Origin of the sequence: Sulfurovum iocasae (assembly GCF_047716765.1) — a bacterium.
GTDB lineage: Bacteria > Campylobacterota > Campylobacteria > Campylobacterales > Sulfurovaceae > Sulfurovum.
Genome location: NZ_CP180410.1, coordinates 1,950,841 through 1,977,193, shown reverse-complemented (window position 1 = coordinate 1,977,193; position 26,353 = coordinate 1,950,841). Strand labels below are relative to the sequence as shown.

Genomic DNA, 26,353 nt, shown 5'->3' with positions numbered 1-26,353 from the left:
TCAAGTTAGCATAAACTACTATTGTAGCATTAACACTTCTGAGCAATAAAATCTTTTACACATGATTCTATCATGGTGTAGACACTATATATTTCTCTTATATCATCATCAAAAGCATTCAAAAAGAGAGGATCAGGTACATCTATTCCCTTATAGCCTCCAAAATCGCCCAAAAGATAGACATTACTGGAACCTAAGGTTTCTAATTTTTCTTTGATCTTAGCATCTATCGCTACAATATAGTCAAAATCTATATAGTCACTTTTTCTAACCTGCCTGGCTCGCATTTTAGAGATATCCACATCATTTAATGCAGCTATTTTTATAGAGCTGTCACAAGGTAACTCCCTTTCATGCCAACCGCTTGTACCTGCCGAGTCCACAGTAATATCCAAATTGCTCTCTTTAGCTATTTTTCGTGCAATACCTTCAGCTAAAGGGCTACGACAAATATTGCCAATACATACGAATAAGATACGTTTCAATATTCCCTCTTTTATCTCTAGAGATACCCTCTATAAGTTCTATAAAAGTGTACAATAGTAAAATGTTTAATTAAGTCCCACTACGATTCTTCAGTTTCTTAAAAACATAAGCCTGAAACTTAGTCATCTGTTGAAATTGTATGTAGTATAAGGAAAAAATACTTAAAATTAAAAATAAGGTGCTGTATGATAAATAGAGATACTTCTTCTCGTGATGATGAAATAACACAATATGTTTGTCTAAATAGTCACAAAGTATTAGAGAAAAACAATACAAGAGAAACAAATAATACTCATGTATCCTTGGCACTTAAAGCCGGCTCTATTCTTTTAGATAAATACAGAATAGTGAAACTGCTTAAATGTAGTCAATTCGGTTTTGTTTATCTAGTTGAAAAAAATGATGCGAGCAAAAGACTATTTGTTATAAAAGAGTTTTTCCCTAAAGATTGTGTTGCTAGAGGTAATAGGGGACAAATGCTTATAAGATCATCTTTGAATACTGATAAATTACTAAGCTTTAATTTTATGAGGAAGATTTTTAAGGGTGAAGCAGAAAATCTTGCTAAGGTTTCCCGAAGCAAACACACAAATATCATCAACTTAACAGAATTAGAGGAGAATAAAAATAATACAATTTATATGGTCATACCGTATGAAGAGGGTGTGTCTCTTAGAGAATATTTAGAAAAAAGAAAGGAAAAGGGAGAGAGGCAGCTAAACAATGATGAGATATATCAAATAGTTAATCCTCTACTTGATGCCCTTGAGCATATCCACAAGTTGGGTGTACATCACTTAGATGTTAAGCCGGAGAATATTCTTATAAAAAAAGATGGTTCGCCATTGCTTTTAGGATTTAAAGCAAGTACTATTTTTTACGATGATGACAGCAGAGAGTACTGCAATGCATATACTCCCGCATATGCATCTCCGGAACAGATCGTTGTTGAAAATGCTTCCCAAGTTGACCAATCTTCAGATATATATGCGATGGGTGTTTTACTTTATAATCTGATAACTGACACTTTTCCTCCAAAAGCAGATGAGCGTATAGAGTCTATTGTGCTAAATAGAAACGATGACCCTTACATCTCTCTTTTCGAGCAAGAGCTTCCGGGTGAATATACTACTTCTCTTCTTGGAGCTGTCGATAAGGCTTTAAGCTTTTCAAAAAAGAATAGATATAGGAGTGCTAATGATTTTAAAAATGCTGTTTTTGGCATAAAACTATCTACTAAGCCTAAGCTAAAGAAAGAGAGAAAAATAGCTTTTTATTTAGTAGGATTAATGATTCCTCTATTTATACTTTTTATTTATTTTGGCTGGGAAAGCTTTGATAACAAGCCAGCCTCTCAAGTAGTTCATAAAAGTGATGCAGTAGAAAAAAATGATAGTCAGATGGTATCGTCTGAAGATAAAAAATCAGATAATGAATTGCACAAGATTGATGATGCAAATATAAGATCAGTTAAAGTAACAGAGCAGCAAAAGGTTGACTTGCAGCAAATTGCATCAAAAGTTAAGCAAGAAAAGCCTAAAGCAAAAGAGAGTCATACCAAAGAACAAGAGACCGGTAAGACCATGGCCAGTGTAAATCCAGATACTATTTCTCAAATGAAAAAAACCAATGAGGATCAGAGAGTTCTTGGCAATACTGATCAAGCTGCATTAAAAGCAAAACAACAAGCTCCTGTCATGGAGCCTATAAATGAGGTCAATGTACAAATAGATATTAAACTTCCTATATCTATAGGTGAGACAAAAATAAAGGTAAATGGCAAAGAGCTTGTTGATGGCAATATGGTCGCACATAGGGGAAGTTCATATCAGATATCTATTGAGAATCCATACTGTCGAACAGTGAATGCAAAACGAACATTTGATGAACTACTGGAGTTCCCTAAACAGACCTTCATACCTGTGTTAGGGAGAGGGAAGGTGTATCTTGGAGGACTACCAAGCAATGTGCAAATAAAGGTGTATCAGTTTGTAGAGGATCAAATAAAAGAGGTTGTGCCTAAAATACACTACAGGAACGGAATGTATGAAATGATACTTCAGTCCGGTAAAAAATTCTATATGACTTTTGATAAAAATGAGTACAAGCATTATAAAACCAAAACCCTCATTTTACAGCATGGAAAAGCATTGACACAGTCATATAGTTTAGAAAAAAAAGATTCGGTCAAGAGACAAGAATCTGTATCGGCATTAACTTCTAAAGTGAAGAAGAATATAGAAAAAAAGCAGGTTGATATAGTGGTACAAAAAACAAAACAAGAAACAGGTACCAAAGAAAGAAGTAAAAAAAATAATATTGAACCGATAATACAGCCTGTCATAAAAGAAGTAGTTCCTGAGTCGCCCAAGCCGGTAGTTGAAGAAGTAGTTGTAGTGCCGCCTAAGAAGATAAAAAAGAAAACTGTTGAAAAAAAGAAACCTGGTATACAAAAGAAACCCGACAAAACACAACAGCGTAAAAAACCTTCTAAAAGAGACGCTTCCGATCTTGTCTGGTATTGTGATGCTAAAGCTATGGGTACAGCAAAGATGAGTGCTAAGCATACAAATAAGCAAACGGCTAAGCGTGCTGCAATGCAACGATGCATCAGAGCAAACAAAGGACGTGGAGAATGCAGGATCCTAAACTGCTTTTTATTGAGGAATTAGCAAACATAATTTTTTATATTTTTATGTTAAAATAAATAAATTCTATATATTTATGGAGAGTATAAAATGCAAAAAACTATTGTTTATATATGTGGCTTTGTGATGATGTTTGTTTTGGGCGGATGTGCAAAATCGTCTCTTGAGCCATCTCAGTTTGAGAGCTATAAAAATGCTTGCGAACAAGGAGATGGAGACAAGTGCTATAGTTTGGGACGTATGTACATGGAAGGCAATGGTACAGATCAAAGTTATTCTAAAGCAAGAGAAGCTTATAAGCAGGGGTGTGAAAAAGGTAATAATGCAGATGCATGTCGTGAATTTGGCAAGTTGCAATCTGATGGCTTAGGTGTGCGTTCTGACGATGATGCAGTTAAGCACAGACAAACAAGTCCTGCCCTAAACCCATCTCAGTTTGAGAGTTATAAAATTGCTTGTGAACAAGGAGATGGAGACAAGTGCTATAGTTTGGGACGTATGTACATGGAAGGCAATGGTACAAATCAAAGTTATTCTAAAGCAAGAGAAGCTTATAAGCGAGGGTGTGAGCAGCGTAGCTATAGCACCATGGAAGCATGTTATGCTCTTGGAAAGATCTATGCCAATGGTTTAGGTGTAGGGCGCAATTATAATAAAGCACAAAAGCTTTTTGAGCATACCTGTAAAGCAAGTGATACTAAAGGCTGCGGTGATCTAGGACATATGTATCTTTATGGTAATGGGGTGAAGAAAAATTACTCTCAAGCCATAAAACTTCTGAAAAAAGGATGTGAACACAATGATGCAAAGGCATGCTCTACCTTGGGTACTCTATATATTACTGGTCAAGTTGTGAAAGAGGATTATAAAAAAGCTTATGGACTATTTGACAAAGCTTGTCATGCCGGAGATGCATTAGGATGTTATAATATGGGTAATATTTATGAAAATGGAATTGGAAGAGCGCAAAGCAAACACGACGCTATTCACTTCTATAATCTGGCATGTTCTGCAGGACTTCAAGAGGGTTGCCAGAGCCTTAAGTTGCTACAGTAGAAGGTTTTCAGCAGCAGTATTTCTTGAGCAATACCTTCAGCTCAGGGACTGCGGCAAATATTACTAAGACATACAAATAAAATACGCTTCAATATTTTTCCTTTTATCTCTATAAGTGTACAATAGCAAAATGTTTAGGATGATTAGATGAAAAATGTTATTGATGTACTGTTATTTTTAACTTTGCTTCTTGATGCAAATGATTATACAAAAAACCAGAATACAGTAAAATTGATAAATAAATGAGTTAAAAAGTACCATTTTAAAAAGTCATATATAGAGGAGCCATTTTCATATGAAAATTAACGTCATCATCATCGATAAAAAAGGGAAAGATCAACTTTATGCTCCGCTGATAGAACACTATAAAAAGATAGCCAAACCTTTTGCGAAAGTTGAAGTTATTGAACTTTTTGATAAAGAGATAGCCAAAGCACAGGATATTTCACCTGAGGCAGCTCAGAAATCGTATACAAAAGCACTGGAAAAATATTTAAGTTCTGGTGTAAATATAGCTTTGGATCCTTCGTCAAAAGAAGTAGATAGTCATAATTTTGCAAAATTGCTTAAGGATAGCGTAACTGTAAACTTCTATATTGGCGGTGCATACGGCTTTGAGAGGGATTTTTTAAGTAAATGTAATAATGCCATATCATTTGGTAAAATAACGCTTTCACATAAACTTGTGAAAGTTGTATTGTTAGAACAGATCTTTAGGGGGCTGACTATCAATAACAATCACCCATATCATAAATAGGAAAATGTAAATGTTGACAAAAGAAGAGCTAGCAGATTTTCAAAATAAGTTATTGGACAGAAGAGTTCAAATAGAAAAAAACCTTACTGGTACAGCACTTGAATTAGAGGGAATGAGAGACCTTGAACTCAATGATGAGGGTGATCATGCAGCTGCATCTGCAGAAACTATCGTTGATAGTGCTATTTTAGTGCAACAGCGTAAAGAATTAAACGAAATTGAACTTGCTTTAGATAAAATAAAGGATGGGTCTTATGGTATTTGTGAAATGTGTGAAGAACCTATAGGTTTACCACGTTTAGAAGTGAAAAACTTTGCACGTTTTTGTATCACTTGCCGGGAGATCAATGAAAAGGAAATGAAATAGTCACTATTCTATTAGTGGAATAGATTTTCTATTTTAAGCGACTAGTCGCGTGAGCTCTCTGCTGAAGACAAGCATCTAAAATGCAGTCCAAGTGAGGCACTAAATGCCGAATCGGAGAACACAGAGTTCAGAAAAAAATTTAGTTTTTTTCTAAGTCATGTTTTAGCATTGAAGCGTAGTATACGGAGCTTTGCTCTGGATGCGTCCTAAATAATAAAAAGTAAGGGGTACAAATGAGACTTGGTTTATATATTTTTGCGGCACTCACACTCGGAGCCATAATTGGGGCGTTAACGTATACAATTAATCCGAACAATTATCTTGTGGAAGTATTGGGGATCAATTTTAATTTCCCTGTAGCTGTTTGGGTAGTCTTACCTATGTTTATTTTGCTTACATTTACTATTTTTCATATGCTTTTTTATAGTTTAAAAAGTTATTTTAAACTTAAAAAGTGGCAAAAAGATGCAGCGACATTGGATGATGCACTTTATTGGTCATTGGTGAATGAACCAAAAGAACAAAAATATGGAATGGAAGAAGTCAAGAGTTCAGCAGTACTGTTAGGACAATCTTCTTTAAATATCTTAGACAGTGTTGAAGGACTTAATCCTAGACTATCAAGAGTTGTAAATATTATTAACAAAATCAAAAATGGTGAATATGTTGATCTAAAAGAGCATAAAATGGCCAGAATATTTAATGAAGGCAATCCTCATTTGATACAAAACAGATTAAACCGTTTAGAATCAGACAATGAATTTGTTGAAGAGGTTATGAAATCTTCATCTCAATTTTCCAAGTTGGTACAAGCACAGGCATTAGAGATCTTTGCACGTAAAGAGACCTTTTATAAAGCACGTAAATATGCAAAAGTTTTTGATGTTGAAAATTTCAAAGTGATGCTTTCTAGAGCTAACTTTGAAGAAGATATGGGACTTAACAGTGAAATTCTTAATGATTTTATGAATGGCTTAAAGCTCTCATGTACAGATTTTGTTGAAATAGCAAATGTGACCAAAAAACAATTTGCACCAGATGAGAACTTGAAACTCTTCAAGCGTTATCAAGCTGAGAATCCTAAAGCGCAAAATGCCTATCTTTATCTTCTGTTTGAGTATGAACTTTTAGATGAAGTTGGTGCTTATCTGGATGAGCAGGATGGGAATGACTTTATCAAGTTCAGAGCACTCTATGAACTTAAGAAAGAGCATAAAAAATTCAAACTTGAAGATCTTGTTGATACTGACTCTATCTGTAAATAAAACCAGGTTCTAAATGGCTACACTTGATTTTTCCAAACCTCTCTACGCATTAGCCCCTCTTGCGGGCTTTACAGACCTTCCTTTTCGTTCTGTTGTTAAGAAGTTTGGTGTTGACCTTACTGTAAGTGAAATGATCAGCTCCAATGCACTGGCATTTCAAAGTAAAAGAACCATCAAAATGCTAGAAAAAAATCCTCTTGAAGACCCTTACAGTATACAGTTGGCAGGCTCTGACCAAAGTGTCATGCAAAAAGCGGTTGAATATATAAACACTTTAGATGGTGTCTCTGTCATAGATCTGAATTGTGGCTGTCCTGCACCTAAGATAGTCAATAACCTTCAAGGCTCATCTCTCTTAACCGATCTGCCTAAAATGGCTGAAACCATTAGAACTATAAAAAAATATTCTAACAAAGAGTATACATCGGTCAAGATCCGTTTAGGTTTTGATGAAAAAAATCATATAGAGATAGCTAAAATATGTGAAGATAATGGTGCTGACTTTATAGCCGTACATGGCAGAACCAAAGCAGGAAGATACAAAGCAGCAGTTGATTATGACGCGATCGCAGAGATAAAAAAGGCAGTCTCTATCCCTGTCATCGCCAATGGTGACATAGACAGTGCAGCCAAAGCAAAATGGGTACTGGAGCATACTGGTGCAGATGGCATTATGGTCGGGCGTGCAGCAGTAGGAAAACCTTGGATATTTCATCAGATGAAAGAGGGTACTGAAGAAGTCTCTTCTGAACTTATTAAAGAAGTAGTCTTAGAACATTTTGATCAAATGCTGGCCCACTATGGTAAGTATGGGGCGATCATCTTCCGTAAACATTTGCACACATATTCTAAAGCAGGGTACGAAGGTGCATCAGCTTTCAGAAATCTTGTAAATGGCATTGAAGATCCTTCCGAGATGAGGGATATCGTAGCTGAGTTCTTTTCTCAGTCTTTTATAGGTTAAAGAGAAATATGAAATATATTTTTTACGTTTTAATTACATTTTTCTTTTTGAATGCTTGTTTTGCAAATGAAAACCATGTGATCGCCAATGTCCCGGAGGCTTCGGGTATATGTTATTCCAAGTACAGTGATACACTTTTTGTCGCCAATGATGAGGGAAGGGTCTATGAGCTTTCTCCAAAGGGGAAGATACTTCGTAAAAAAAGATTGGGTAACTATGACTTGGAGGGTGTGGCATGTGATGAGAAGAAAGCACAGCTCTACTTTGCTATAGAGGGAAGTGATGATATTCTTGTGGTGAAACAAAAGAGATTAAAAGTGATCAAAAAAATAAATATCAACAGAGAGTATAAAGGACGAACACTTTTAGTCAAAGATAAAAAACGGGGTCTTGAGGGTATCACAATGGATGATAAGTATTTCTATCTATCAAATCAATCAGAAAGAAAATATCCCAGATCTGATCCCTCAGTGATCGTTAAAATCGATAGGTCCTCCAGAAAAAAGGCTGACATTAAAGATATGATCGATCACAAACAACTTGATATTGCAGGTTTAGCTATGCATCATGGATATCTTTATATGGTGAGTGATACGGAAAATAATCTGATCAAGTATGATATCAAGAGAGATAAAGTTGTTTGGGTTAAAGCACTTCCTGATTTTGCACAGGAGGGTGTAACGTTTGATGATCAAGGCTATATCTATTTTGCAGATGACAATGGCAGGGTGTTGAAATACCCGGAAACTGATTTTATTTGATATATATCAAACCTTTTCAATCTATTTATACTAAAATACCCTCAAAATTATTTCATAAGGTTTCATCATGACTTTTGTACTTATCAAAATCATACATCTCTTCGCAGCATTTATCTACGGAGGTTTTCTCATAGTAGACAATCTTTTTTTAGTCAAAATCAAAAAATCATATAATGAAGAAGAGCATAAAGAGATCAGAGAATCTTTTATGAAGTATGTACGCAAGGCGGTACCACCCAGCCTCATAGTCGCTGTACTTACAGGGCTTTATCTCATCACTCAAGTCTATGGCCCCATAGGTGAAGACGGATTAACAAGATTCCAAATGCTTCTCTCACTAAAAGCATTTCTAGGTATCTGGCTGGGAATCAGAGGATTCTTACAAGTCTATCTCAAGATCCAACCTTTGGTTTTCAAGAGTCATGTTTTACCGTTTAGTTTTGTGATCACTATTATCTTTTTATCGCAGTTTATGTATGTTTAACAGCTTTATGCTGTAGTAAATAAATTTTGTTCTAATTGTAAGAGTTGTTTCTTCAAAGGCAGTCCTCCGGCATAACCTGTCAATTCTCCATTAGTCCCGATGATGCGATGACAAGGAATAATGATACCAATAGCATTCGCACCATTTGCATTGGCAACTGCTCTTACTGCTTTTTCGTTACCAATATCTTTTGCCAATTGCAAATAGGTAGAAGTTGTACCGTAAGGTACTTTTAGCAACGCTTCCCAAACACTTTTTTGGAAATCAGTTCCTACCATTTGGATAGGGATATCAAACGCTCTTCTTTGCATATTGAAATACTCATCAAGTTGCGCTCTTGTTTTTTGTAAAATCTCATCATCCTGCTCTATAAATTTGGCATTAAGACCTTTTTTGATCCTGTCATCAACTGTTTTTCTCATTTTTCTATATCTAAAATCAACCATACAAAGTTTTTCATCATATGAGCCTAAGATAAACTCTGCATATTTTGTTTTAAAGTATTGTATGTGTATTTGATTCATAATATATGTTTCCTTTATTTATACAACTCTATATTATTTAAGAATATGATGTCCTACAGTTACGGGAGCAATATAGTATATCAAAATAGAAATTTTATTTCAAAATCTCACAAAACCTTCTAAAAAAATGCTATAATTCCAAGTTGATTTTTGGAGAGTTATAAATGGTCATAGAACTTATCTTAGTCGGTATTTTTATCGGTACGATGTCGGGGTTTTTTGGTATAGGCGGGGGGATGATCCTTGTACCTATACTTTTGGCACTTGGCTTTGAGATCAAAGATGCTATTGGTATTTCTATTGTCCAAATGGTCTTCTCTTCTATCTATGGATCTTACCTCAATCATAAAAAAGGTTCACTCATTGTAGGCGAGGGCATTTTTGTAGGTCTGGGTGGATTTGTAGGTGGATATATCGGTGGGTATGTTACAGAGTACATTGCAGATGCAGTGTTACAATTTACCTTCTTGGGTTTATTGCTCTATGCACTCTTGAGACTCTTTTTCTCCAAAAACCATGAAGATGATGCACAAACAAAATCACTGAACACAGCTTTGCTCTTTGGTATAGGATTAGGGATAGGTATCTTCTCCATTACATTGGGTATTGGTGGATCCATCATCCTGACACCACTACTGGTAGGCCTGTTGCATTACCCTCTCAAAAAGGCAGTGAGTGCAGGATTGTTTTTTGTGGTCTTCTCTTCTGTGGCAGGGATGATAAGTAGATTAAGCTCCGGTACAATAGACTTTAACAATGGTTTGATAGTTGCAGTAGCTTCACTGGTTGGAGTGGCACTTGGTATTTGGCTTAAAGATCATGTGACATCGAAAAAACACAAGGCTGCGTTGTTGGTCTTGTATGTGTTTGCTTTGGGTATGTTGGTGAAGAAAATCTGGTTTTAATTTTAGAGTTCTCTATCTACTTTTTTAGAAAAAGTAGGCAAAAATCGTCACGGCTCTCGAATCGCTTCGCTTTCAAGGGCGTTCGCCGTGACATTATTTAATAAAAAAGGATAATGTATAAATGGCTAAAAAAGCACAAGATATGATACACGTTTATGGGGCAAGAGAGAATAATTTAAAAAATATAAACATAAGCATACCTAAAAACAAACTTGTTGTAGTCACAGGTATCTCTGGGAGTGGTAAGTCAACTTTGGCTTTTTCTACACTTTATGCAGAAGGACAAAGACGTTATATAGAGTCACTCTCTTCTTATGCTAGACAGTTTTTAGGACGAGTAGGGAAGCCTGATGTTGATAAGATAGAGGGACTTACACCTGCCATCGCGATCGATCAGAAGACGACCTCTAAAAACCCTCGTTCTACGGTGGGAACGATCACAGAGATCTATGACTACCTTAGATTACTTTTTTCACGTGTGGGAGAGCAGCATTGTCATGAGTGTGGGAAGCCTATCTCTTCTATGTCCGCTTCTGACATTATTGAAGAAGTATTGAAGCTGCCTGATGGTGCAAAGCTCATTATTATGGCACCGCTAGTTAAAGAAAAGAAGGGTACCTTTGCAGATATGCTTGAGTCTTTACGACATAAGGGCTATATTCGCGCGATGATAGATGGTGTCATGGTACGCCTTGATGATGAGATAGAACTTTCTAAAACGAAGAAACATACTATTAAAGTAGTAGTTGACAGAGTGGTAGTGAAAGAGGAGAGTCGTGATCGTATTGGGCAAGATGTAGAAAAGGCACTTAAAGAGAGTTATGGTGAACTTGAAATTGAAGTCTTAAACTATGAAGAGATTGATTTTGAGAGACAGCATATGCACTATTCTGAGCACTTGGCCTGTTTTGACTGTAAGTTGAGCTTTGAGGAGTTAGAACCTGTGAGTTTTTCATTTAACTCACCCAAGGGTGCTTGTCCTGCCTGTGATGGACTTGGGATCCGTTATGCTATAGACCTCAAAAAGGTCATAGATCAGGAACTCTCCATTGACAAGGGTGCTGTGAAGATCATGTATGGTTTTAACAAGAGTTACTATACGAAATTTCTCAATGCTTTTTGTGAACAAAATGATATCGATACAAAAGTACCTTATGGAGAACTTGTTGAACATCAACAAAAGGCCATTCTCTATGGACTTGGGTCTTCTGTAGACTTTACATGGAAGCGTCATAAACTCAAACGTGAATGGCCGGGGGTTGTGAAATTTGCACATGATATGTTTAAAGATGAAAAAGACCTCTCTGAGTATATGACTGAAAAAGTATGTGACAAGTGTGACGGACACCGTTTACGACCACGTTCTTTAGCGGTGAAGATAGAAGGAAAAAATATAGCCGATATCATAGATATGCCTATAGAAAAATCATATGCATATTTTGCAGATAAAGAGAGCTTTTCTCATCTTACTGAGCAGCAAAAAATGATAGCAGAATCTATACTCAAAGAGTTGTATGAAAGACTTTACTTTTTACATGATGTAGGTTTGGGCTATATTACACTTAACCGTGATGCAAGAAGTATCTCAGGTGGGGAAGCACAGCGTATACGTATCGCTTCACAGATAGGTTCTGGGCTTACAGGTGTGATGTATGTGCTTGATGAACCAAGTATCGGACTTCATGAACGTGATACAATGAAGCTCATACGTACGTTGAACTCATTACGTGATAAAGGTAACTCTGTGATTGTGGTCGAACATGACAAAGAGACGATCTTAGCAGCCGATTACATCATAGATATTGGTCCTGGTGCCGGAGAGTTCGGTGGGGAGATAGTCTTTGCAGGTGATGCAAAGAAACTTGCCAAAGCCAAAACGCTTACTGCGGACTATATGTACGGTAGAAAAGACATTACATACTCGCATGACAACCCTCAAAAAGAGTGGATAGAGATCAAAAATGTGACACTGAATAACATTGAGAAACTTGATGCGAAAGTACCTTTACAAAACTTTGTATGTATCACGGGTGTAAGTGGTAGTGGTAAAAGTTCACTGATACTTCAAACTTTACTCCCTGTGGCGAGAGAATTACTCAACCGTGCAAAAAAGGTCAATAAAATAGATGGTGTAGAGATCACAGGACTTGAGAAACTAGATAAAGTCATCTATCTTGATCAAAGTCCTATAGGACGAACACCACGTTCCAATCCTGCAACCTATACAGGTATCATGGATGAGATACGTAAACTGTTTGCACAAACCAAAGAAGCAGAGCTTCGCGGGTATAAGATAGGGCGTTTTTCTTTCAATGTTAAAGGCGGACGTTGTGAAAAATGTCAGGGTGACGGACAGATCAAGATAGAGATGCACTTTTTGCCAGATGTTCTTGTAAGTTGTGATACTTGTAACGGTACACGCTATAATGCACAAACACTGGAAGTACGCTACAAAGGTAAGTCCATAGCAGATGTGCTTGGCATGTCTGTGGGTGAGGCACTAGAGTTCTTTAAAGCTATTCCTATGATAGCAGTTAAGCTTAAAACCTTAACAGATGTGGGACTGGATTACATTACCTTGGGGCAGAATGCTACTACACTGTCCGGTGGGGAAGCACAGCGTATCAAGCTCAGTAAAGAGTTGAGTCGTAAAGATACAGGAAAAACACTGTATATCCTGGATGAACCGACTACCGGGCTTCACTTTGCAGATGTAGACAGACTTACAGGTGTACTCCATCATCTTGTTGAACTTGGCAACTCAGTAGTTGTCATAGAACATAATCTGGATATGGTAAAAAATGCAGACTACATCATAGATATGGGACCTGAAGGTGGAAATAAGGGCGGACTGATCATTGCAACAGGATCACCTGAACAGTTGGCAAAAGAGTATGAACAGACAAAAAGTTATACAGGTGAGTATTTGGCTAAAGAATTGAAACTGGAACAAAAGGGTATAAAATGAAAACAATCACTATTATAGACACATTCGGCTTCTTCTTCCGTTCCTATTTTGCACTTCCTCCTTTACGTAACAGTGATGGATTTCCTACAGGTCTTTTGACAGGGTTTATCAACCTTGTTGATTCACTTCATCGTGATCACAGTACAGATTATCTGGTATTTGCACTTGACAGTAAAGGGAGGACTTTTCGTAATGACCTTTATCCTGAGTATAAGGCTAACCGTGATGCACCACCGGAAGACCTGGTTAAACAGCTCCCTATTGCCATAGAGTGGATAGACCAGATGGGCTTTGCCAATCTTTCACGTGAGGGATTTGAAGCAGATGATGTTATCACTACGGTGACAAAATTTGCTAAAGAGAAGGGCTTGAAAGTTCGTATCGTCTCTCATGATAAAGATCTGTATCAGATGATAGAAGATGGTAAAGTGGAGATGTATGACTCTGTGAAGAAAAAAGTCATCGATGTACAGGGGTGTATCGATAAATTTGAAGTACATCCACGAGATTTCATTAATTTTCAAGCCATTGTAGGTGATGCATCTGACAATGTACCTGGCGTAAAAGGCATAGGCCAAAAGGGTGCCAGTAAACTGATAAATCAATACCATACCCTGGAAGCTATCTATGAAGATATAGAGAATTGTGGAACACCTCGTACTCAGAAACTACTTCTCGAGAGTAAAGAGAATGCATTTTTATCACGTGAACTTGTAACGATGAGTACGGATGTATTTAAAGATGTTGATATTGAAAGTTTTCATTTTGAAGATAAGAATTATCTCTCCTGTCTGATTGATGAGTTTGAAATGTTTGAGATGAAACAAGCCATCAAAAAAGCAAAAGTAGTGCAAGAGGAAACAGACTATGATAATGTAGTGAAGCCAAAGCCCAAAGAACCTACACTTAGCTTTGAGGCGATCACTTTAGACACGAAAGAGAAGTTAGATACTGTGATTAATGCTATAGATAGTGATGCTATTGTAGCTTTCGACACAGAAACTACAGGGCTAGATACCAAAGTAGCCAAGATGGTTGGATTTAGCTTTTGTACGGCAACAGATAAAGCATATTATGTACCAGTAGGGCATAATTATCTGGGTGTTGAAGATCAAGTAAGTATTGATGATGCAACAGATGCATTAAAAATATTACTTAAACATCAGATAGTAGGACAAAATCTCAAGTTTGATATTTCTTTACTCTATAATCAGTACAATTTTGAAGAGATCACTCCGTATGCCGATACTATGATCATGGCCTGGCTTTCTGATCCCGGGTCTAAAGTGGGGCTTGATGCTTTGGCAAAGAAGTTTTTTAAATATGAGATGAAACCGTTTAAAGAGATGGTGAAAAAAGGGGAAGATTTTTCCGCTGTTTCCATAGAGGATGCGACTTTTTATGCAGCTGAAGATGCCTGGATGACCTATCTGTTGTATGGAGCTATTAAAAAGAAGATGGAGCTGGGCTCTTTAACGCATCTTTTGAACGAAGCGAAAAATGTAGAGTATCCGTTTATGAATGTACTTATGCGTATGGAGCGTTTGGGTATAAAGATAAATCCTTCTAAGCTTTTAGAGTTGCAAAAAACACTCAGTGAAGATCTAGCTACTTTAACACAAGAGATATATGCACTTTCCGGGTCTGAATTTAACATCAGGTCTACACAGCAATTAGGGGTAGTGCTTTTTCAGCAGATCGGACTAAAAGGCGGAAAGAAAACCAAGACGGGGTACAGTACAAATGAAGCTGTATTGAGTTCACTTGTTGGAGAGCACCCCGTCATAGAAAAAATCCTTGAGTACCGTGAGTACCAGAAAATACTCTCGACTTATGTTGATCCTCTGCTAAAACTTGCAAATGCAGATGATGAAAGTCGTATCTATACCTCTTTTGGGCAGACTGGTACAGCTACAGGTCGTCTGAGTTCACGTGATCCTAACTTGCAAAATATCCCTGTACGTTCAGCATTGGGGCGTTCAGTCAGAGAAGCATTTGTAGCTAAAGAGGGGTATAAACTCGTCAGTATTGACTACTCTCAAATCGAACTGCGTCTGCTTGCTCACTTTTCAAAAGATGCAGCGCTAATGGAAGCATTTAATAATGGTGTGGATATCCACATGGCTACAGCCATTAAACTTTTTGGTGAAGAGGAAGCCAAAGAGAAACGAAGTTTTGCCAAATCGGTAAACTTCGGTCTACTCTATGGAATGGGACCTAAAAAACTCTCCGATGAGTTAGGCATCAGTACAGGTGAAGCAAAAGAGATCATTACAAACTACTTTGCCTCGTTCCCTACAGTGAAAAACTTTTTAGAAGGTATACAAGAAAGAGTGAAGATAGATGGCTATGTGGAAACTATACTCGAACGTAGACGACTCTTTGACTACGAGAGTGCCAATGGCATGCAAAAAGCAGCCTTCATGCGTGAGTCGGTCAACACTGTCTTCCAAGGTTCCGCAGCAGATCTCATAAAACTCTCCATGAATCAGATAGACAGCATGATACAGGAAGAAAACCTGGATGCCTTTATGCTCTTACAGATACACGATGAACTTATCTTTGAGATCAAAGAAGAAAAAGTTGAAGAGGTCTCCAAACGTTTTGTACATACGATGGAAAATGTCTTGGAACTAGAGGTGCCTTTGGTCTGCTCAGTGAGTGTGGGTGATAGTTGGGGTGAGTTGAAATAGTCTACTCATATCCATTATACAGACCACCGGCAGAAGCTGACAATATTATCATTCAAGCTACCTATGGGTGTAGCTATAATAACTGTACTTTCTGTTCTATGTATAAAAGCAAAAGTTATCAGGTAAGAGATATAGAAGATATCTATAAAGAGATAGATATCTTATCTAGCTCTTATCCGCAGAGTGGAAAGATATTTTTGGCGGATGGAGATGCTCTTTCTTTAGACACATCATATCTTTTAGCGTTACTAAAATATCTAAAAAAATCATTTGTAAAACTAAGAAGAGTTTCACTATATGCATCTGCTCAAAATATCTTAAACAAATCCAGTGAGGATATGGAACTCCTTTTTGCTAACGGGTTAAATCTGATCTATTATGGAGTTGAGAGTGGTAGTGATGTTGTACTAAAAAAGATCACTAAGGGTGTAAACCAAAGTGAGATCATAGAGTCTCTCAACAAGGCATCTAATGCAGGCATTAAAATATCAGCAACAGTAATTTTAGGCATAGGTGGATCCAAATACACAGATGAACATATAAGAGACAGTGCGAAAGTGATAAATGAGACAAGGGTAACTTATTTGTCTACGCTACAGTTAGGTTTGGAAGAAGACAGTAAGGAAAAATTCTATAAAAACTTCAGTGATTTCACTATGCTTGATGATCATGAGATACTTTGTGAGCAGAAGAGATTTATAGAACTTTTAAATCCAAGTAATAAAATCATATTTCGCTCAAATCACGCTTCAAATGCTCTACACCTGGCAGGGACTCTGCCACGGGAGAAGGGTAGGTTGGTTCAGGAGTTGGAAGTTGCTTTAAATATTGGAAAGAGAGCTTTTGTACCTAATATATTTCGTGGGTTTTGAAATAGAATTATGCAGTGATACCGTAATAAAGTATCACATAGTATCAAGTTATTATTTATATCTATAAAAGAGACTCAATTAATATACGGTTAGCAAACATCGGCTATAATCACTTTTTATTATATATACGTTCAGAAGGGTTTTAAACCATGTTAAAACATATTTTATCCATGAAAATGGCAGTCTTGGTACTGTTTATTTTCGGAGTAGTAGTTGGTGCAGCGACATTTATAGAAAATGATTATGGTACACAAACAGCCCAGGCACTTATCTATAAAGCACAATGGTTTGAAGTTTTTTTAGCCTATTTTACAGCCATCTTGGTCTACAACATCATCAAATACAAATCGTATAAATCTAAACCAGCCGTTTTCCTTTTCCACTTCTCTTTTTTGATCATTGCTATAGGTGCACTTATTACACGTTATATAGGATATGAGGGTATCATGCATATCCGTGAAGGTAAATCTACCAATCTTATGGTCTCAGATGTAAAGTTGCTGCAAGTAACAGCAACACAAGGTGAACAGACTGCAGGGCTTGAAAAAGCACTTTATTTCTCAACCATGACAAAAAACAGCCTTTCTGAAAGCCTTAATGTAGGCGATAAAAAAGTCAATATAGAACTTATGAGATATTTGCCGACATCCCATGAGAAAGTAGTAAAAGACCCTAATGGAAAAAAACATTTGGAGTTGAAGATCTCTACAGGGCAACAAGGAAAAATATACTATTTTGCAAAAGGTGATGTAAAAGATTTTGGTGATTTTTATGTTGCGTATGATACGAAGTCTAAGAGTGATAAACCGACATTCATGATCAAAGAGGATGCTGGTGCTTTAAAAGTAGATTTCCCTCATCCTCTTAAATATCTTAACATGGATGACAAAAGTTCTGGTGAACTGAATGCGGGTGAAAATGACTTTAAGGGAAGGTATTTGCATCAGTTTGGTGATAATGCCATCGTGCTTAAAGAGATACATGAAAAATCCAGTTTTGTGATAGATTCTCATGACCTTAAAACACAATCAGGTAAACCAGAATTCATAGAACTTAAAGTGAGTGTAGGAGATAAAAGTGAGATCGTTGTCTGTAAACCGTACAAGGGGCAGACAGGTGAGTTAAACAGACTTTCACTTGATGGGGTAAAGATCGATCTGCGTATCGGTGCAAAACTGATAGAGATACCTTTTTCTATAAAGCTGGAGAAGTTTAAACTAGAGCGCTATCCTGGTTCTATGACACCTGCGTCATATGCAAGTGATGTTGTACTCATCGATAAAGAACAAAATATCAACATGCCTTATGCTATCTATATGAACCATGTACTTGACCATAGAAATTACCGTTTTTTCCAGTCTTCGTATGATCAAGATGAAAAGGGAACAATCCTTTCAGTCAATCATGATCCGGGAACATGGCCCACATATATAGGGTATATCTTGTTGACACTGGGGATGATCTGGAGTCTATTCATACCTAATGGTAGATTTCAAAAGCTTCTTAAAGGTGCAAGAAAACTACAACAGGGAGCAGCTGCAGCGATACTCTTCTCGTTGATGGCACTGAATCCTCAAAGTGCAAATGCGGCTACACCTACACTTGATCCAGAACTAAAGAAAGCAGTAAGTGCGTATGACTTGGAACATGCTATGAACTTTGGAAAACTTGCTGTGCAGGATCATCAAGGGCGTATGAAGCCTATAGATACAGTGGCACATGATATAGTCGCAAAGGTTACGGGTAAGTCATCTCTGTTTGGATTAGAGCCTAACCAAATACTACTGGGTATGATGACACAACCCAACCTTTATCAAACTGTACCTATGATCAAAATAGGACATCCAAAGATCGCTGTGAATCTTGGATTGCCAAAAGAGGCAAAGTTTGCAAAGTTCTCTGATTTCTTCTCTGCAAAAGACAGCAGTTATAAGATTTATGATGACATTGTGGCTGCATCAAGAAAGAAACCTCTCGAAAAGACCCAATATGATAAAAAACTCCTTGATATAGATGAACGTGTCAATGTCTCATATATGGCGTATCAGGGTACTATCCTTCGTATCTTCCCTAAACCTAATGATGCAAATAATAAGTGGTTCGCACCGGTTGAGGCCATGAAAGATTTTGCACCTAAAGAGAGTGAGCTTGTGAAGATGAGTATCTCTGCGTATTTTATGATGGTATCTGAAGCACTCAAAACTGGAAATTGGGGTAATGCAAACCTGGCACTTAAAGGCTTACATAAATATCAGAAAACGTATGGTGCGGAAGTGATTCCAAGCCCAAGTCATATTGATATGGAGATCAAATATAATAAGCTTGGGCTTTTTGGTAAGCTTGTTCCTCTTTATCTTATTTTAGGATTATTGTTACTGATTTTTGCTTTTATCAATATACTTAAACCTGCACTTTCCATGAAGTGGATCATGCGTGGTGCATTAGGCATACTCTTCTTTGGATTTATGGTTCATGTTGTGGGTATGGGTATTCGTTGGTATATCTCAGGACATGCTCCATGGTCAAATGCGTATGAGTCTATTGTATTTATCGCAGCAGCGACAGTATTTGCAGGTCTCGTCCTGGCTAGACACTCGCCATTTGCTTTGGCTGGTGCAGCTATCTTGGCAGGTGTTACCATGGGTGTGGCACATATGAACTTCATCAATCCGGAGATCACCAACCTTGTGCCTGTATTGAAGTCATACTGGCTTATGATACATGTTGCAACCATCATTTCAGGTAATGGTTTCTTTGGATTGGGGTCTATCCTTTCTTTGATGGTACTGCTACTGTTTATTTTTAGAGGCAGTAAAGGGCATGAAAATATGGATCGTTCCATTAAAGAGCTTACAAACCTCTCAGAGATGTCACTTATCGTTGGTCTGTTCCTCTATACTGTAGGTAACTTCCTTGGTGGTGTATGGGCAAATGAGAGTTGGGGACGTTACTGGGGTTGGGATGCAAAAGAGACATGGGCAGCTGTGACCATACTCATCTATGCAACAGTATTGCACCTTAGGTTCATTCCATCACTCAAATCATCATTTGCGTACAATGTAGCATCTACATGGGCATACTCTACAGTGCTGATGACATACTTTGGTGTGAACTACTACCTCTCAGGACTTCACTCTTACGCAGCAGGTGATCCAGTGCCTATCCCTATGTGGGTTTATTATGGTATTGCAGGACTGTTTGTATTGACTATTCTGGCAGCTAGAAATAGAAAGTTGGAAAAAGTAAAGTAAATTAAATACGCAATTCTCATATAACTATGTTAAAATTGTAGTTACTTTTATGAAGGATATAAATGTCAGGATACAAAAAAGCCTTTGGTTTCTTTTTTATCGTATTCTCTGCAGGATTTGCTGTGTGGTATCCACTTGGCAATCTTCTAGGATAGTGTATGGCAAAAGCAAAACCTTATAAGCCTGATACAACATTATTAAGAAGCAAAAAAGGGACACTCCTTTATCTATTTCTTATCCCACTTTTTATCGCTGTGATCTTAGCGCTTCTCCAGACCAATATTCAGGCATTTTTACTCAATAGTCTGGCCTTTGCACTTTTTTTCGCTACTGCAAAACTCTCATCCAAAGGGTTTACTCAAGAGTTGGAATATCTACGTTCTCCTTTGACAAAAGCCCCTAAAATACCTTATAAAACCATAGCAGCATTTATGCTAGGTGGTTCTACTGTCTTCACTGCTTGGATAGCAGGAGATAAACCTTTAACTTCTGCACTTTTTTTAGGAAGTATTGCGACACTTGGTTATTATTTGTATTATGGGTTTGATCCCAAAAAAGACAAGCTTGATAACCTTGGTGATGTTTCTGCCGAGTTTGTACTTGAAACTATCGGTGAAGCAAAAACAAAACTCTCAAATATAGAAAAACACATGGGCCAGATAGAAGATACGCTTTTGTATGGAAAACTCAATATTGCTATGACAAAAGCTAAAAATATCTTAGAAACTATCCAAGGAGACCCCAAAGATATTCGTGTTGCCAGAAAGTTTCTTATTGTATACATAGATGGCATAGCCAAAGTGACTGACTCTTATGTCGCGATGGATGAAGATGATATAAAAAGTGAGACAAAAGAGAAGCTTTATAGCCTTATGGATAATTTGGATAGCAAATTTGATAAAGAACTGGAAAGATTAAAAAATAACAATCAATTTGACCTGGATGTACATATAGATGTACTTAAAGAGCAGATAAAACACTAAATCAAAGGAGATCAAGTATGGAAACTAAAACAAAAGAGTTAATAGAAACAGCGATAGAAGAAAAAAGTGAACAAGTACCAGAAGTGATGGTGGAAGAAGTGACAGCACTTCAAGATGCGCTAAGTGAACTTGACATTAAAGATAGAAACTCCATCATTTATTTTGGTTCTTCTGCACAGGAAAAACTTGATGAAATTTCAAATCGTATGATAGATGGTGTCCAAAATAAAGAGGTAGGTGCAGCAGGTGCAGCACTCAATGAGATGGTTGCTTCCATCCGTGGATTTGATATAGATGAGTTTAATCCCAACATCAAGCTTGCATGGTGGCAGAAACTTTTTGGCGTTACGAAACCATTAGTGAAGTTCATTCAAGAGTATGAAGGGGTAAGAGATCAGATAGATATAATATCAAACAATCTTGAGAAGCATAAAAGTCAGCTTATGACGGATATCGTTTCGCTTGATAAGCTTTATGATGCAAATCTTGATTACTTTAGAAACTTGGAACTTTATATTAAAGCGGGTGAAACAAAACTCGAAGAACTTGAAGAGACGATCATCCCGGACTTTGAAGCAAAGGTACAAGACATGGAGATGTTAGCTATCCAAGATGTAAAAGAGATACGAGGCTTCAGAGATGAACTGGAGCGAAGAGTCCATGACCTTAGACTCTCCAGGCAAGTCACTATGCAGTCACTTCCAAGCATCAGATTGATTCAGGAAAATGATAAATCCCTTATTTCTAAAATCACTTCTACATTGGTTAACACAGTACCGTTATGGAGAAATCAGCTTGCACAAACTGTGACTATATTTAGAAGTCATGATACTGCAATCGCAGTCAAAGACGCAGCTGATCTTACGAATGAACTTCTTGAGAAGAACGCAGAAGGTCTTAGAGAGGCTAATATGGAAGTACGTAAGCAAATGGAACGGGGTATCTTTGATATAGAAAGTATCAAGAAAGCCAATGAATTATTTATAGCAACACTTGATGACTCCTTGAAAATTGCAGAAGAAGGAAAAGCAGCAAGAGCAGAAGCACTTGTAGAACTTCACAAAACAGAACATGAACTCAAAGATGCACTCCTTGCAGTCAAAGCAAGAGCAGAAGAAGTACCAGCGGTTATAACCACGTAAAAGAAGTATAACGATATGGGTTCATTCAAAATACTTCTTTTATTTTTTTAAAATTCTCTTTATCGTCTCAGAACAGATCGTCAATCCAAAAGCACCGGTAACTGCGACACAAGAGCCTTTTTCCTTACACTTATCTTCTTCAGGTGAAAATACTACCGTGAAATTTCTGTCAAAGTTAGCTTTTTTGAGTTCATTGCGTATCTTTCTTGCGAGTGCATCTCCATGTGTTTTCCAGATAGAAGCTACTTCTATTTTATTGGTCTCAAAACGTTTGGCCGAACCTACGGACATAATGAGCTTTTTGTACTCTTTTTTTGCCAGTTCTATCTTTACTTTTGTGGTGTCTGCAGCATCGATGATGATATCATAAGGGCTGAAATCAAAACTTTCTACCCATACCATGGTCATTTGTTGATGTATAGCTTGTATGCCAGGGTAGAGTTTAGCTAAAGTGTCTATTTTACTTTCTCCAACAGCTTCAGATCCTATCTGTCTGTTCTGGTTTGTTTCATCATAGGTATCGTAGTCCAAAATAGTTATGTCACTCACTCCGGAACGGTAAAGACAGTCAAGTGCGTAAGAGCCTACACCACCAACACCTAAAATTAATATTTTGGCTTTTTGTAATTTATCAAAGTCTTCATCTCCGAAGAGCATACGGCAGCGTTCAAATCTCACAGCCACGATTCCAAAGATGAAATATCATCATGACTGGTCATATCGAGATGTACAGGTGTGATAGAGACATAACCGTCATTGATCGCTTCAAAGTCTGTAATGTGCCCTTTGGTCTCCATCCATCCTAATTCAGGTAAGCCTATCCAGTAATACTCTTTTCCTCGTGGATTGTAGTGTACTTCAGCATTATGTGCATAGAGACGATTTCCTGCACGAGTGACTTTAAATCCTTTACATTCTGAAGATGGAATAGGAGGGATGTTGATATTTAAAAATTTACGTGCTGGGAGAGGAAACTCGCCATCGAAGATCTTTTGTACAAGTGTTGCTATGCTCTCTTTGGCCAAGTCATACCCCAATTCCTTGATGCTTTCACCACTGTTCTTGTAAACTTGAGAGATAGCAATACTTGGGATACCTTGCAGTACAGCCTCCATAGCAGCAGATGCTGTTCCAGAGTAAGTGATATCCTCTCCCATATTTGAACCGATGTTAATGCCGGAGATGACAATGTCCGGTCTCTTTTCTTTAGTGAAAAGTTTATTGAGTGAGAGGAAGATACAGTCTGAAGGTGTACCGTCATCAAGCTTATAAAAGTTCTCTTCAAGATGTACAAAATGTAAGGGTTTGGTAAGTGTAAGAGAGTGGCCACATGCAGATTTCTCTAAAGTAGGTGCTACTACAGTGACATGACCTAAAGGTTTAAGAGCTTCGACAAGTGCAAGGAGTCCTTTAGACTCGAAACCATCGTCGTTTGTGATTAATATTTGTTTCATGCTATATACTTTATAGATTATTTTATCGCTATTATAACCTTTTTGGTATAATACTTTAAATTAAAAATAAATTAATCATTTTAAAGGAATAATCGTGCAAAAAGAGCCGATGTTAAGACCAACGTATGTGAAACTTTCAGAAGAGTTGGAGCAGTTGAAATCTGTAGAGAGAGGTGTCATAGCTGGTATTATAGATGAAGCAAGAGCACAGGGTGACCTTAAGGAAAATGCAGAATACCATGCAGCGAAAGAGAAACAAGGACTTATGGAAGCACGTATCGCTGAGCTTACAGATGTGGTAGGGAGAGCCCAGGTTGTTGATCCTTCTACTTTAGCACATGCACGTATCTCTTTTGGTTCTACAGTGTTGCTTGTAGATCAAAATACAGATGAAGAGATAAAGTATACTATCGTAGGGGGACAAGAGTCAAACCCTACGCATGGACTTATCTCTATCCAGTCACCGATGGCTAGGGCACTCATAGGTAAAGAAGAGGGTGATGAAGTAGCACTTGTCCTTCCAAGCGGCAAAAAGACGTATGATATTGAAGAAGTGTTATATGAAGAGATCAATATAGGTTAAATGGAGTTATTATGATAAAAGTAGGTGTAGTAGGGGCCAGTGGATATACAGGACTTGAATTGGTAAAAATGTTGGTAACCCATCCGGGGTTTCAGCTCACGTATCTTGCAACCACGCAGGGTGATACGACCATAGAAGCATTGCATCCTTCTTTGGTAGATGTTATTAGTCTTCCTGTCGAAAAAGCGGACGTTGCTTCCGTGGCTGAACGTTGTGAACTTGTTTTTCTTGCACTTCCGCATAAAACTTCTATGGGATTTGCCAAAGAACTCATAGACCAAGGTGTCAAGGTAGTAGATCTCTCTGCTGATTATCGTTTAGAGCTAGATACGTATGAAGAGCACTATTGTGAACATGAAGACAAAGATCATTTAGATGATTCTGTTTATGCACTCATTGAGTATTATAGAGAAGATCTGAAAACGGCTAAACTTGCAGCAGGTCCAGGGTGTTACCCTACGGCTACACTGCTTGGTATTTTACCGTTCATTCCCTACCTTGATACTTCTGCACCTCTTTTTGTAGATGCAAAGTCAGGTCTGAGTGGGGCAGGTAAAAAATTGACAGAGATGACAAGTTTTGTAAATATGAATGAAAATATCTTTGCCTACAATCCACTTAAACATCGTCATGCACCGGAGATAGCGGAGAAGATAGAAAAAGTACACGGTGCCAAAATGAATGTCAACTTTGTACCGCATCTTATCCCTGCGACACGTGGGGAACTGGTTTCCGTCTATGCAACTTTAAAAGAAGATATTGATCCGCTTGAAGTGTTAAAAAAACATTATGCAAATGATCCGTTTATCCGTATACGTGAAACACCTGTTGACATCAAAAGTACAGCTGGAACACATTTTTGTGATATCTTTGCAGCTAAAAATGGTAATGCTTTGTTTGTAAGTTCTGCTATAGATAACTTACTGCGAGGGGCAAGTTCTCAGGCACTTGTTGCTGCTAATTTGATGTGTGGTTATGATGAAGGTATGGGTATTCCCACTATTGCTTATATGCCATAGAGGTAAATTAGAAGTTAGTAATCCCAGACTGCAAGTATGTTCTCTCTTCATTTTTTTAAAAAAAACGAAGCAAAAAATCGTCACGACTCTCAAATCGCTCCGCTTTTAAGGGTGTTCGTCGTGACAAGAAAGAGCAATTAATGGAGAGAAGATGATAGAAATTAATGAAAATGCACTTTTTATAGCTGATTCTCATTACCCACATCATGGAGATGAGTTTTTAGACTTACTTAAAAAGCTTGAGAGTGAAGAGATCCAAACCTCTCAACTCTTCTTGATGGGTGATAACTTCGATTTACTCTTTGGCTATAATGATTATATAAAAACATTTTCCAACGATGCTATCTCACTACTACAAAAACTTTCAAAAAACCTGGAGATACACTACTTTGAAGGAAACCATGATTTTTGTCTTCAAGAACTGTTTCCTAATGTAAAAGTTTATAGCAGAGAAGAACAGCCTATTATGTTTAAAATGGATAACAAGAAGATAGCTATCTCTCATGGTGATAAATATGTTACAGGGTTTGGGTATGATCTTTATTGTAAAGTCTTGCGAAATAAAACAACACTTACGTTACTTAAACCTTTTGAAAAATTTATTATAGATGATCGTATGAAGAAACTCTCACAAAAAGATGTTTGTCATCCTTTCCCTAGATTTGAAAAAAGAGTAGAGGAGATATTAGAACATTACAGAGATGCTGATATGGTGATAGAAGGACATTTTCATCAAGCTAAAGTGATAGATAAGTATATCTCCTTACCATCACTTGCCTGTCAAGGGAAAGTAGCGGTAGTGAGAGAGGGAGAGATAGAGTTTATTAAGCTATAGCAGTTGCAGGCTCTTTTTCTTTGCAAAGCTTATCTGTATAAAAACTTCCAAATGGTACGAGTGAAAGTATGAAGTAGATCAGTGCCTCTTTCTTGTTAAATGGTACGTCTTTCATAGCTTCGAGTAGTTGATAAACAAATGCCATAAAAAGTACACCATGTATCATTCCTGCTATTTTGGTAGCGATAGGAAATCCAAAGCTATATTTGAGTGGCATAGCGATGAACAGCAAGATGATAAATGAATATCCCTCTATTTTATTGATAAGACGAAATTTTTTTAATTCAGACATATATTCTCCTAATTTTTTTGGGAGTATATCAGAAGATGTTTAAT

Annotated in this window: 23 protein-coding genes; 18 read left to right on the top strand and 5 right to left on the bottom strand. The window is 37.3% G+C overall.

The window, feature by feature from the left end; translation table 11 throughout:
• Positions 1-29: 29 nt before the first annotated feature.
• Complete coding sequence (locus ACLHDG_RS09765; protein ID WP_415406043.1) at positions 30-485, bottom strand: low molecular weight protein-tyrosine-phosphatase; 456 nt, start codon at positions 483-485, stop codon at positions 30-32.
• Positions 486-671: 186 nt separating this feature from the next.
• Here ACLHDG_RS09765 and ACLHDG_RS09760 point away from each other — a divergent pair, with 186 nt between their 5' ends.
• The 8 genes from ACLHDG_RS09760 to ACLHDG_RS09725 all read left to right on the top strand — a co-directional run bounded on the left by ACLHDG_RS09760 (position 672) and on the right by ACLHDG_RS09725 (position 8,788).
• A complete protein-coding gene (locus tag ACLHDG_RS09760; protein WP_415406042.1) occupies positions 672-3,158 on the top strand; it encodes a serine/threonine-protein kinase in 2,487 nt (828 codons plus the stop codon).
• Positions 3,159-3,224: 66 nt separating this feature from the next.
• Entirely contained in the window at positions 3,225-4,190 is a 966-nt protein-coding gene (locus tag ACLHDG_RS09755; protein ID WP_415406041.1) for a hypothetical protein, read from the top strand.
• 295 nt (positions 4,191-4,485) lie between these two features.
• Positions 4,486-4,947, top strand: a complete 462-nt coding sequence (locus ACLHDG_RS09750) for a 23S rRNA (pseudouridine(1915)-N(3))-methyltransferase RlmH (RefSeq protein WP_415406040.1) — start codon at positions 4,486-4,488, stop codon at positions 4,945-4,947.
• Positions 4,948-4,957: 10 nt separating this feature from the next.
• On the top strand, positions 4,958-5,314 hold the full coding sequence (dksA, locus tag ACLHDG_RS09745; RefSeq protein WP_415406039.1) for an RNA polymerase-binding protein DksA: 357 nt from the start codon (positions 4,958-4,960) through the stop codon (positions 5,312-5,314).
• Positions 5,315-5,547: 233 nt separating this feature from the next.
• Positions 5,548-6,579, top strand: a complete 1,032-nt coding sequence (locus tag ACLHDG_RS09740; protein ID WP_415406038.1) for a hypothetical protein — start codon at positions 5,548-5,550, stop codon at positions 6,577-6,579.
• Between the two features lie 13 nt (positions 6,580-6,592).
• Positions 6,593-7,543 carry a tRNA dihydrouridine synthase gene (locus tag ACLHDG_RS09735; RefSeq protein WP_415406037.1) on the top strand — a complete coding sequence of 317 codons (951 nt, stop codon included), beginning with the start codon at positions 6,593-6,595 and terminating at the stop codon, positions 7,541-7,543.
• 8 nt (positions 7,544-7,551) lie between these two features.
• Entirely contained in the window at positions 7,552-8,304 is a 753-nt protein-coding gene (locus ACLHDG_RS09730) for an SdiA-regulated domain-containing protein (RefSeq protein ID WP_415406036.1), read from the top strand.
• 67 nt (positions 8,305-8,371) lie between these two features.
• Complete coding sequence (locus tag ACLHDG_RS09725; RefSeq protein WP_415406035.1) at positions 8,372-8,788, top strand: hypothetical protein; 417 nt, start codon at positions 8,372-8,374, stop codon at positions 8,786-8,788.
• 5 nt (positions 8,789-8,793) lie between these two features.
• Here ACLHDG_RS09725 and ACLHDG_RS09720 read toward each other — a convergent pair whose 3' ends face one another.
• A complete protein-coding gene (locus ACLHDG_RS09720) occupies positions 8,794-9,312 on the bottom strand; it encodes a methylated-DNA--[protein]-cysteine S-methyltransferase (RefSeq protein ID WP_415406034.1) in 519 nt (172 codons plus the stop codon).
• Positions 9,313-9,476: 164 nt separating this feature from the next.
• Here ACLHDG_RS09720 and ACLHDG_RS09715 point away from each other — a divergent pair, with 164 nt between their 5' ends.
• The 7 genes from ACLHDG_RS09715 (at position 9,477) to ACLHDG_RS09685 (ending at position 22,126) form a co-directional block, all read left to right on the top strand.
• Positions 9,477-10,217, top strand: a complete 741-nt coding sequence (locus ACLHDG_RS09715; RefSeq protein WP_415406033.1) for a sulfite exporter TauE/SafE family protein — start codon at positions 9,477-9,479, stop codon at positions 10,215-10,217.
• Positions 10,218-10,338: 121 nt separating this feature from the next.
• On the top strand, positions 10,339-13,185 hold the full coding sequence (uvrA, locus tag ACLHDG_RS09710; protein WP_415406032.1) for an excinuclease ABC subunit UvrA: 2,847 nt from the start codon (positions 10,339-10,341) through the stop codon (positions 13,183-13,185).
• Positions 13,182-15,878, top strand: coding sequence for a DNA polymerase I (gene polA, locus ACLHDG_RS09705; RefSeq protein WP_415406031.1), 2,697 nt, complete (start codon positions 13,182-13,184; stop codon positions 15,876-15,878). The genes uvrA and polA overlap by 4 nt, the downstream gene beginning before the upstream one ends.
• Complete coding sequence (locus ACLHDG_RS09700; RefSeq protein ID WP_415408339.1) at positions 15,875-16,750, top strand: radical SAM protein; 876 nt, start codon at positions 15,875-15,877, stop codon at positions 16,748-16,750. Before polA ends, ACLHDG_RS09700 begins: the two co-directional genes overlap by 4 nt.
• Before the next feature lie 149 nt (positions 16,751-16,899).
• The gene (gene ccsA, locus ACLHDG_RS09695; RefSeq protein WP_415406030.1) at positions 16,900-20,001 is read left to right on the top strand and encodes a cytochrome c biogenesis protein CcsA; all 3,102 of its coding nucleotides are present in this window, start codon (positions 16,900-16,902) and stop codon (positions 19,999-20,001) included.
• Positions 20,002-20,159: 158 nt separating this feature from the next.
• Positions 20,160-20,984, top strand: a complete 825-nt coding sequence (locus ACLHDG_RS09690) for a 5-bromo-4-chloroindolyl phosphate hydrolysis family protein (protein ID WP_415406029.1) — start codon at positions 20,160-20,162, stop codon at positions 20,982-20,984.
• A 17-nt stretch (positions 20,985-21,001) separates the two neighbouring features.
• Entirely contained in the window at positions 21,002-22,126 is a 1,125-nt protein-coding gene (locus ACLHDG_RS09685; protein ID WP_415406028.1) for a toxic anion resistance protein, read from the top strand.
• Positions 22,127-22,165: 39 nt separating this feature from the next.
• Here ACLHDG_RS09685 and ACLHDG_RS09680 read toward each other — a convergent pair whose 3' ends face one another.
• Together ACLHDG_RS09680 and surE are read right to left on the bottom strand one after the other, a co-directional pair.
• Positions 22,166-22,804, bottom strand: a complete 639-nt coding sequence (locus tag ACLHDG_RS09680; protein WP_415406027.1) for a ThiF family adenylyltransferase — start codon at positions 22,802-22,804, stop codon at positions 22,166-22,168.
• Positions 22,801-23,580 (bottom strand): 5'/3'-nucleotidase SurE, encoded by a 780-nt coding sequence (gene surE / locus ACLHDG_RS09675; protein WP_415406026.1) that lies wholly within the window; start codon positions 23,578-23,580, stop codon positions 22,801-22,803. Before surE ends, ACLHDG_RS09680 begins: the two co-directional genes overlap by 4 nt.
• 94 nt (positions 23,581-23,674) lie before the next feature.
• On the opposite strand from surE, the gene greA reads away from it, so the two are divergent.
• The 3 genes from greA (at position 23,675) to ACLHDG_RS09660 (ending at position 26,017) form a co-directional block, all read left to right on the top strand.
• Positions 23,675-24,163: a transcription elongation factor GreA gene (gene greA, locus ACLHDG_RS09670; protein WP_415406025.1), complete on the top strand. Its 489-nt coding sequence runs from the start codon at positions 23,675-23,677 to the stop codon at positions 24,161-24,163.
• 11 nt (positions 24,164-24,174) lie between these two features.
• A complete protein-coding gene (argC, locus tag ACLHDG_RS09665) occupies positions 24,175-25,182 on the top strand; it encodes an N-acetyl-gamma-glutamyl-phosphate reductase (RefSeq protein ID WP_415406024.1) in 1,008 nt (335 codons plus the stop codon).
• 151 nt (positions 25,183-25,333) lie between these two features.
• A complete protein-coding gene (locus tag ACLHDG_RS09660) occupies positions 25,334-26,017 on the top strand; it encodes a UDP-2,3-diacylglucosamine diphosphatase (RefSeq protein WP_415406023.1) in 684 nt (227 codons plus the stop codon).
• Here the strand turns inward: ACLHDG_RS09660 and ACLHDG_RS09655 are convergent.
• Positions 26,007-26,309, bottom strand: a complete 303-nt coding sequence (locus ACLHDG_RS09655) for a DUF3817 domain-containing protein (protein ID WP_415406022.1) — start codon at positions 26,307-26,309, stop codon at positions 26,007-26,009. The two genes, ACLHDG_RS09660 and ACLHDG_RS09655, sit on opposite strands and share 11 nt — an antisense overlap.
• Between the last annotated feature and the right edge of the window lie 44 nt (positions 26,310-26,353).